The organism is Pseudalkalibacillus salsuginis (assembly GCF_021646685.1).
GTDB lineage: Bacteria > Bacillota > Bacilli > Bacillales > Fictibacillaceae > Pseudalkalibacillus > Pseudalkalibacillus salsuginis.
In genome coordinates this window covers 1,019,695-1,028,687 of record NZ_JAKJHW010000001.1, presented here as the reverse complement: position 1 = coordinate 1,028,687, position 8,993 = coordinate 1,019,695, and the positions used below count along the sequence as shown (strand labels likewise).

The 8,993-nt window shown below is 33.9% G+C and carries 11 protein-coding genes; 9 read left to right on the top strand and 2 right to left on the bottom strand.

The features are described from left to right. The 6 genes from L1611_RS05155 to L1611_RS05130 all read left to right on the top strand — a co-directional run. The coding region (locus tag L1611_RS05155; protein ID WP_236311998.1) for an IS3 family transposase at positions 1 to 559 on the top strand (559 nt) is incomplete at its 5' end. A 225-nt stretch (positions 560 to 784) separates the two neighbouring features. Then, positions 785 to 1,162 carry a hypothetical protein gene (locus L1611_RS05150; protein WP_236311997.1) on the top strand — a complete coding sequence of 126 codons (378 nt, stop codon included), beginning with the start codon at positions 785 to 787 and terminating at the stop codon, positions 1,160 to 1,162. A 151-nt stretch (positions 1,163 to 1,313) separates the two neighbouring features. Next, the gene (locus L1611_RS05145; RefSeq protein ID WP_236311996.1) at positions 1,314 to 1,781 is read left to right on the top strand and encodes an NUDIX hydrolase; all 468 of its coding nucleotides are present in this window, start codon (positions 1,314 to 1,316) and stop codon (positions 1,779 to 1,781) included. 541 nt (positions 1,782 to 2,322) lie between these two features. After that, complete coding sequence (locus L1611_RS05140; protein ID WP_236311995.1) at positions 2,323 to 2,649, top strand: HIT family protein; 327 nt, start codon at positions 2,323 to 2,325, stop codon at positions 2,647 to 2,649. 377 nt (positions 2,650 to 3,026) lie between these two features. Next, positions 3,027 to 3,506: a metallophosphoesterase family protein gene (locus tag L1611_RS05135; RefSeq protein WP_236311994.1), complete on the top strand. Its 480-nt coding sequence runs from the start codon at positions 3,027 to 3,029 to the stop codon at positions 3,504 to 3,506. A 133-nt stretch (positions 3,507 to 3,639) separates the two neighbouring features. After that, positions 3,640 to 4,173: a hypothetical protein gene (locus L1611_RS05130; RefSeq protein WP_236311993.1), complete on the top strand. Its 534-nt coding sequence runs from the start codon at positions 3,640 to 3,642 to the stop codon at positions 4,171 to 4,173. Positions 4,174 to 4,479: 306 nt separating this feature from the next. Here the strand turns inward: L1611_RS05130 and L1611_RS05125 are convergent, their stop codons facing one another. Beyond that, entirely contained in the window at positions 4,480 to 4,677 is a 198-nt protein-coding gene (locus L1611_RS05125; RefSeq protein ID WP_236311992.1) for a type II toxin-antitoxin system death-on-curing family toxin, read from the bottom strand. Between the two features lie 817 nt (positions 4,678 to 5,494). On the opposite strand from L1611_RS05125, the gene L1611_RS05120 reads away from it, so the two are divergent. Next, positions 5,495 to 5,938, top strand: coding sequence for a JAB domain-containing protein (locus tag L1611_RS05120; RefSeq protein ID WP_236311991.1), 444 nt, complete (start codon positions 5,495 to 5,497; stop codon positions 5,936 to 5,938). Positions 5,939 to 6,034: 96 nt separating this feature from the next. Here L1611_RS05120 and L1611_RS20625 read toward each other — a convergent pair whose 3' ends face one another. Next, on the bottom strand, positions 6,035 to 6,157 hold the full coding sequence (locus tag L1611_RS20625; protein WP_265738346.1) for a hypothetical protein: 123 nt from the start codon (positions 6,155 to 6,157) through the stop codon (positions 6,035 to 6,037). 371 nt (positions 6,158 to 6,528) lie between these two features. Between L1611_RS20625 and L1611_RS05115 the strand changes: the two genes are divergently transcribed. Continuing rightward, positions 6,529 to 7,443, top strand: a complete 915-nt coding sequence (locus L1611_RS05115; RefSeq protein ID WP_236311990.1) for an aminoglycoside phosphotransferase family protein — start codon at positions 6,529 to 6,531, stop codon at positions 7,441 to 7,443. Between the two features lie 171 nt (positions 7,444 to 7,614). Further along, on the top strand, positions 7,615 to 8,190 hold the full coding sequence (locus L1611_RS05110) for a GNAT family N-acetyltransferase (protein ID WP_236311989.1): 576 nt from the start codon (positions 7,615 to 7,617) through the stop codon (positions 8,188 to 8,190). Positions 8,191 to 8,993 lie beyond the last annotated feature (803 nt).

Below are 8,993 nucleotides of genomic sequence, written 5' to 3'. Positions count from 1 at the left end.
TAAGAAAAGACCATTCTATGGAAAACGGGGTTCGGTCTTATTCCCTAATGTACTTAATCGTGAATTTTACGCAGAAAAACCGTATCAGAAGCTAGTAACAGACATTACGTATGTACGTGTGGGGGATTCATTTAGCTTTTTATCGGCCGTTTTGGACCTTTATAACAACGAAATCGTTGCATGGGAACTATCGGATCGCAATGACCTTGAATTAGTAACGGATACGTTAAAGCAGCTAGAAGGTAAATCCTTTCATAAGGACGCACTCATTCACTCTGATCAAGGTTTCCAATACACCACGAATAGTTATGATAAGCAATTGACGAATTTAAAAGTGCGAGGAAGCCACTCACGTAGAGGAAATTGTCATGACAACGCTTGTATCGAGTGTTTCTATTCTCACCTTAAAACAGAGAAGTTGTATTTTAACAAACCAAAAACAAAAGAAGAGGCACTTCAGGCAATCCAAGAGTATATTGATTTCTACAATAATGATCGTTTTCAAGAAAAATTTAACGGCCTTTCCCCGATTGAATATCGTGAAAAGGCCGCAGCTTAAAGTGCTCTTTTTATAATTGTCTACTTGACAGGGTTATGTGCAAGTTAAGTTTTTGTGCTTTTCTTTTATCCATTTCTTTGAGCCAGCAATCGGGCAGGATTGTGGAATAAGGAAAAAGGAGGCATTTCCAGAATAGAATTAGCCTCTTTTGTGTAATTAATAATTGAGTTACATCAATAAATTTGTAATAATTGGAATTAAATAAGTTATCTTAAGGGGGGTAATATGAAGAGAAAGCTTACCGTGTTAGTAGTTGGTCTATTTTTGTTGACAGCTTGTAATTCGGAAAACTTTACTTTTTCTGGCGAAACGGAAAATTGGGCAGCTAGTCTGAATGTTAACCAAAACAATGACTATGAAGATCAGGAATTTGTACTTCATTATAAGGGTGAAAATGTAGATTCCGTTGGAGAAATTGCTTATGATGTAAAAACTAATGCAGGGAGTTTTGGAGGAAGTGGTTTAACATTGGAGGAAAACGGCTCTCTTAAAGATAGCTCAAAGGGTAATCCGACCACTGCCAAAATTAGTAAAGACTCCAAGGTAGAAGTGATAGTGGAATGGAATGATAATGCAGAAACCATTACATTAAACACAGATTAGTTCCTCCACAAAAGGGGGCATATCGAAGTAGATATGTCTCTTTATTATGAAATTAACTATTGAGTTAGATCCATTAGTTTGAAATAATTGGTATTAGCATCCTGAATTTTTGTAGATTCTTTTATATTCTATTTATAGGGAGAGTTATGTTTTGGGATATGTTGAAGATTTAAGAGAGATTGTAGGTCATAGACCATTAATTTTTGTGGGTTCAGTAACAGTAATTGTTGATAATACTGGAAGGTTATTATTACAACAACGTAAATTTCCTAATGGTGCCTGGGGAATACCTGGAGGATTGATGGAATTAGGTGAATCTACAGAAGATACTGCTAGGCGAGAACTTTTTGAAGAAACAGGTCTTACGGTAAGCAAACTTAATCTTATTAATGTATATTCTGGTCCACAAAATTATATAAAAGCTGAAAATGGTGATGAATTTTATGTTGTAACCACTGCCTATTATTCCGAAGGTTATGAAGGAATTATAAACGTTGACAAAGCTGAATCTATTAAATTTGATTTCTTTCAACCGAAGGAGTTACCAGAGAATATTGTTAGAAGTCATAAGGTGATTTTAGAAGAATTCTTTAAAAAGCATTATAGTCACCAAAAATAATCATGATCAGTAAACGGGTTAATTTCATTTAATACATAAAAGGGGTCATTGATCTAAAAGGATAACGCCCCTGTGTTTAATGCATAAGAATCAGGTAGCATTCCTGTTTAATATGAATACTAATTATAAGGGGGGTACAGGTACTGAATAAAAGAAGTTGGTGGATTTTAACTTCAATTACTCTTGGAATAGTGATGGTATTAGTTTTCTGTAATTGTTATGAAGGAAAATAAATCATACTTAATAACTGACAAAGAAAAGGTCTTAACTATTGCAAATGAAATATCAAGTATGAAAAAACATTCGAAAGTTACTGACTCTAATCCAGAAAAAACACCAGAGTTTACAAAGATTCTTATTTGAACAATAGATAACACTACTTATGGTGGAAGTATACTTATCAAAGGAGAACGAATTTTTCAAATTTCTAACGGTTATTATTATTATTGGAACATAAATTATAAAAAGTTAAATGAAGAATTAAATACATCTATTAAAACTGCTACCATACTAAACTAACTGAAGAAAAGGAGTTATTGTTATGACACAAGATTTTTACTGCGATGAAGTGTTGAGTGGAAATACGGAAGTGGATAAGGTAGAAGAAACGGATAAAGTTATAGCATACCACCATACAAAACCATCGTATGAAGTACATATTGTGGCAATACCTAAAGTTCATATTCCTTCTTTAACTAAAATTGAGGATAAAGAACTTGAAATATTTAATGAATTGATGGATGTTGTAAGAAAGGTTGCTAATAAAGTAGAAACTGATTACGGTGCTTGTCGAGTAATTACAAACTTAGGTAGATACCAAGATTCGAAACATCTACATTGGCACATAATTTCAGGTGATAAAATTTAATTTTCATTATTTAAAAGAAATTGGTTACTCCATTATAATATATGCAAGTATCAGTGGGTTACTTATTCCATAATCGGGGCGATAACCAAATACCGAATTCGCCAAATACGAAGTTGGGGGAGTTTTATGCAAACAAAAATAGCGGTATTAACAGATATTCACGGAAACAGTTCTGCCCTAAGAGCCGTACTTTCTGATATAGAAAGTGACGGAGAGATTGATCATATATACTGTCTCGGGGGATTTAATCGCCATTGGGCACGAAACAAATGAAGATCTTGAGCAGTTGCATTCGCGAAGTAATATTACATATGTCATAGGTAATCACGATGGAGCTGTTCTTAACATACTCGAAGGTAAAGAACCTGGAAGTCAAGGTGAGGAAAGGGCTCATCATTACTGGATTGCAGAACATATGGGATAAGAAATTTCTTCCCTTCCTATGTAGGATCCCCAAAAGCATAGTTACAGAAATTAACGGTGTAAAGATACGTTTGATTCATTATCATTTAGATGGTAAGGGCCAATTCCTACCGATAGATCGCAACCCTTCTTCAGTAAAACTTGAAAAACTATATGATGGTGATGAAGCTGAAATAGTGTGTTTTGGTCACCACCATATTCTTCATCATTTTAAAACAAATAATCGACTTTTTATTAATCCAGGGGCCTTGGGTTGTAATTACAAACCTATTGCTACATATTCCACAGTGCTAATAAAAGATAATGGGTCTATTGACTGTAACTTTAAAGAAGTCCGTTATGACAACAGTGAATTCCTAATTAGTTATGATCGATTACAGGTTCCTGCCAAGGATTCTATTTTAAATATCTTTTTATGGGAATCAACATCGTAATACTGTTTAAAAAAGTTATTCCATAAAGGGGGCGTTGTTCTAAGAAGGATTACGCTTCTTTTGTTTAATATTTAACAATTGAGGAGTTAGACTGTTTTAATATATATTTTACAAGAGTTTATGGGGGGTTAGTATGCTTGTAAAGAATAAGAAAAATTTTTTACTTTTAGTTGCTGCCTTATTGTTAGGCGTTATATCGATTTATGGTTATTTGAATAGTTCATTTTATCTTAATGGTAATGATGAAGAATCTATAATCAAAACAATACATTCTATAGATATGCACAAGGATTCATCTATCGAAGTAATTGAGATCAAAAATATAGGGAGTCAAAGGATTGTTCCATTTTTAGATAATGGAAGACCTGCTTATATTCAATTTACAAAAAATAAATATGGAAATTATAAGTGGAATAGTGTTGAAAGAAGTAGTGGAGGTTCCCTTTCTAATTTCTTAATTCACAATGATGGTCGATTTAGTTTATTTCTTGTGGTAACAACGGAAGAAAATGAAATAGCGAAAATGAAATTAGGTGTTAATGAACATGTTTATATAAAAGAATTTGAAATTCATAAGAACTCCGCAACATGGATTGATTTACCCGACGATAAAGAACAGAGATACACCTATAATTACTACGATAAGGACGGCAACTTAATTGAATAAAATAAAGAGCAATTGTTCTTGAGCATTAAAACAATAACTTTGAATATCGGCTTGTTCCATTATAGGGGGCTTTAATGGAATAAAGCCCCTCAGGATAATATAACGGAGAAAAGAGCTCAGATCTGAGCTCTTTTTCTTGTGACTTCCTTTGCGAAACTGTCTGTAAAAACTCTGCGATTTGCCTTGTGATTTTGGCTGCGAATTTCGTGTTTGTACCTCAAAACGGAACCCGTTAAAGTTCTTCTTAGCTTCTTTATTTAAGTACTTTAGAATAAAATTCTATCCGTTCTCCCATTTCTTCAAAAGTCATTTTTTCAATACGACATCCACTGTAAATTCAACATCTTCCTGGGGATCCATTACAAGTTCGTGGCCATTATAAAATAAAAAATGATCCAGTTCGGTAAATACTGTCCGTTTGTTGCCGTTAAGCATCGAATGGTTTTGTGCCAGTGATTCAAACAGTGCAGCCGCCTTTTGAAAAATGGTTTTGTACGCACTCAATAACGGTATCGTTCATTAAACTCCACGTCTTGTTCGGTAAGATAAACAATTTCCTTCGGCTTAAGCCGTTGTTTTTACTTTTTCACTAAAGGTGAAGCTCTGGCGCTTTAAAAGTTTGACAGAATCAGTCTTAGACATCAGAACATTCTATCGTTATTTATCCAAGAGGTAATATCTTTTTAATAAAGGTGATTGACACAGATTTGACACAGATTAAACATATATTAATAATAAATTTAAAACATATGTCAACTTATATGTTAAATGATTGATAAATACCAACCGAGGTTGTTTTAATGGGAAAGGGGCTGCAAAATTACGGTTTATGGATTGTAACCAGAAACAGTACATTCGACATAGTCGTTATTGGTTTGAGTTAGGAGAAATAGTCCAAATATATATAACGAATTAAATTTGTATCAACAAAGTTCTTAGGAATGCTTAAGAAAATGAACTGCCTACTTTTTGTAACGTCAATCGGGCATCGAGCCCTTTAACGTTAGGCGGTCTATCTCTTCCGGGATGTTCCCACCGCCTCCTCCACTATCCATGGTTTTATCCTTCCTTTGTTCTCCTCAGTATAATTATTTGCTCATCACTCGGTAAAGGATCTGCGTGGTCGAACGGCCGCAAACAAAACCAAGTCGGCTAAGCCAGCGTAACTAGGTAAAAAACGACCGTGAACGCTGGCTAAGTCATTGGGTTTTGCAGATGCCGTAACTTCCCACTTGATGCTTGCGCATACATTCGTAATCCTTCTACTCTCGTTTTCACAAAAATTCCTTTCTTTTCAAACAAAGAAAGGAGTTGTTTCATAATGGAAATAATTTATGAGATTCAACGGATTAGACAGGTGATTTCAGAGGTGGAAGGAGGGGAAACACACATCATCCGTTCTCCAGAAGATGCTGCAAAAGTTGAGGCTGGATTTATCGGAGAAGATGATCGCGAAGTATTCTTTGTCATGTGTCTCAATACAAAAAACAGAGTAGTTGCCGTTCATCGTTGTTATGTAGGTTCAATCAATGCCAGCATTGTTCACCCCAGGGAAGTATTCAAAAGTGCAATCCTAAATAACAGTGCAGCCATCATCCTTTGTCACCAGCATCCCTCTCAAGATACAAAACCATCCAGGGAAGATATCGAGGTGACAAAACGTCTTGTCGAGGCTGGACAAATGATGGGGATTGAGGTTCTCGACCATCTGATTGTCAATGCAGAAGTCGGGTTTACCAGCTTAAAAGAAAAAGGATATGTTTAAAAATTGGAGGAGGGAGATGCTTCTCCTTCCTTTTATTTCTTTGTATAAGTTCTTTCTATAGGGCATCGAACCCTATAGAAAGAAGAAAGTTTAACGTTAGTATTTTTCTTGTATTTCTTCTAAAACTTCAACTGTCACACGGATTTTTTTGTCTTGAAATTGATTGAAAAAGTCTTCTACACTTCTTCCGTTAAAAACCTTCACCATTTCTGCTGGCACCTTTAAATTCTCACCATCATCATTGAAGTCATAACCAACTTTATTAAGTTTAGGGGTGTTTGTTTGGTATTATGCTTTGTTAGGAAAGAGAATTTCGAAAGAAGAAAAGGAAGCTGGAAAAGATTTAACATATAAGATAAATCCCTTTACAGGAACCTCTAAAAATAATAAACAAAAAAAATAATCATCTGTATTGTTTATCTAGACTTACACAAACGGGTTGCGTTACTTTAAGATCCAGCTGCCATCCCAGGTGGCTTTTTTCTTTTTGAACAAACGGGGCAGTTTAGTGGAACAAGGAATTACATGACTACATAAAGAAATAGAGCATGTGAACATGAAAATAGTTTTACGAAGGGAGGAGAATAGTAATGGAGAATGCACCTCAATTTTGGAGAGATTATATTGACTTCCTTCCCATTTTAAATAAAGCAGTTAAGTGGGAACCTTTACGTCAATGGTCACTTTCTGAAGTTTGGAGAATAGTAATGCCAGATGGAAATACAATGATAGCTAAAATAGGAAAAGAAATAAACTCTGGTGAAGTTTCAGTATATAAAAAATTGCTTATCCCATTTGAGCTAAATGTACCAGCAATTTATAACGTCTATGAAGATAATAAGATTGGTGCTTTAATAATGGAAGACCTTAAAGGGCAAACGATAGAAGAATCTCCTCAATTTAAATATTTTGTTAAAGCAGCGCAAACCTTATCAAGTATCCGCACAAAGGCAAGGGTTGCTCTAACAGAAGGAAAACTTACAAATAAAGATTATTTATCTTACCTCGTCTCAAAAAAAGATGTATTAAATGATTTAACGTACATAAATCAACAAACGTATATAGAAATTGCACAACATGTGCTAAAAAAAGCGTTGGAAGAGTTACCGAAACATCTTAATCGGTTATATAAGGAATTTCCAAAAACACTGACCCATAATGATTATCATCCAAAAAATCTACTGATTCACGATGAGGGACTCGCTGTTATTGACTGGTCATCAGCCTATATAAGTCCCCACTTAGGAGATTTATATTGTTTAATTACTTCAGCTAAGGACTACAATATAAGTCCAACTGATTTAATTACTGCCTTTTGTGAAAACATTGATGAAAACTGGGCTCATGATATTGAATGGCAAATAAACATTGGGGGGATTTGTTGGACAATTCATGTAGTTCGATGGTTGTTAGACTATGGGTTAAAGGCTATACCAATTGCAAGTGAATGGATACCTGACTTGGTATTAGATATTGGTAATTTAGTTGAAGATTTATCATATTAAGAGGCAGTATTTTTTAAAATGAGCCTTTCAAAACGAAAACCACTATAATTTTTTTCAATAGGTCCCTATTCAATATCTCGAATAAGCAATTGACCTTGTTCAGCTAACGGGTGTAAAAGCGAAATTATTCAGTTAAGCAGCATAACCCGATCTTTTAGGGGGTGTCTTTTATTGAGCCAAATTGAATTAAAACGATATAAAATCAAGAATGGAGAAACGATACAAGTGAGAACAGCATTTACTAAAGATGCTAACAAGGTACTTAAATTTAATAAAGCGATAATTAGTAATTCTCCCTATTTATTGACTACTGAGGAAGAATTTAAGATAACAATCGAACAGCAAAAAGACTTCTTAAAGCAGATGTTAAATGATGAAGGAAAGCTTGCAATTTTAGCTGAATACCAGGGGGAAATTATAGGCTTTTTAGATTTTCATAATGGAAATAAAAAGAGGGTCCAGCATCATGGGAGTTTTGGTATGAGTGTCGCCGCCGAATTTAGAAATCAAGGAATTGGTAAAGCTTTGTTAACGGAATTAATTAATTGGGCGAAGGAGAATTCTTTAATTGAGAAGGTTTCACTCGAGGTTTTTGCTGATAATACAAATGCTATTTCTTTATATGAAAAGGCAGGGTTCACTAAAGAAGGTCGAAAATTAGCAGCTATTAAGGTTGATTCGGGAAAATATTTTGATTTAATTTTAATGGCTTATTTTACAAAGCATAAAAATATTACTAGAAATTGAATTACAAGTACATCTTTGTCCTCGGAAGTGTCTATTATAAATTAAAATTTATGGTTGGCCGTACAGGGATTAAAATATAATAAACGTCTATTGACTCAGAACAAAATGAGTGAAAATGAATCGAAGAGTATGACAGGATGATTGACGATACTCCTGTAACTCGAAAAGGATTTTACGAAGAAATTCTCCCTAAAATACGTAATCCTAAAGGAGATTTAGTATCATTTGCAAAATTTGATTAAAACATTGCTTACTCAACAAACGGGGGCGCTTTAATTGAATAAGTCATGAGTAAAATGTATGATCATCATATATTGGGTTATATCGAATCTCTTTCTTATTATATATGGATTATATTTGTTTAATTACTCTTACTAAGAGATAATTTTTAACAACTTATTGTAATTCTTTAAGTTGAAAAACGTGCCAATTTCGTGCCAAATTTGTGCCAACTAAGATTGACAAAAGGTGAATTGTTTTGAATAGTATATATTCCTCAAAACCTTGATATATTAACGTTTTTACAAAAGTAAAAAAGGGTTTGAAAGCGCTTTTTAATTAAATTCGAAATGGAAGGCTCAATCGGATAACATCTAATAACCCTTGGCATAACAACGTTTATGCCAAGGGTTATTTTTATGGCGTGCCGATTCAAATTTAAAATCAAATACAAAGACACATGGAGTCATACAATACCATGTATATTTATTCGTTCGAAAATCATATTACTGTATCAGCTAATTGAAGAGTACCTCTCATTAAAGATTTTAGTTCATAATTCTCTAAATCTTTTGGTTTATGTT

Coding starts and splice junctions, on each gene's coding strand:
- L1611_RS05150 (WP_236311997.1), top strand. CDS start 785: ATGAAGAGAAAGCTTACCGTGTTAGTAGTTGGTCTATTTTTGTTGACA.
- L1611_RS05140 (WP_236311995.1), top strand. CDS start 2,323: ATGACACAAGATTTTTACTGCGATGAAGTGTTGAGTGGAAATACGGAA.
- L1611_RS05130 (WP_236311993.1), top strand. CDS start 3,640: ATGCTTGTAAAGAATAAGAAAAATTTTTTACTTTTAGTTGCTGCCTTA.
- L1611_RS05120 (WP_236311991.1), top strand. CDS start 5,495: ATGGAAATAATTTATGAGATTCAACGGATTAGACAGGTGATTTCAGAG.
- L1611_RS05115 (WP_236311990.1), top strand. CDS start 6,529: ATGGAGAATGCACCTCAATTTTGGAGAGATTATATTGACTTCCTTCCC.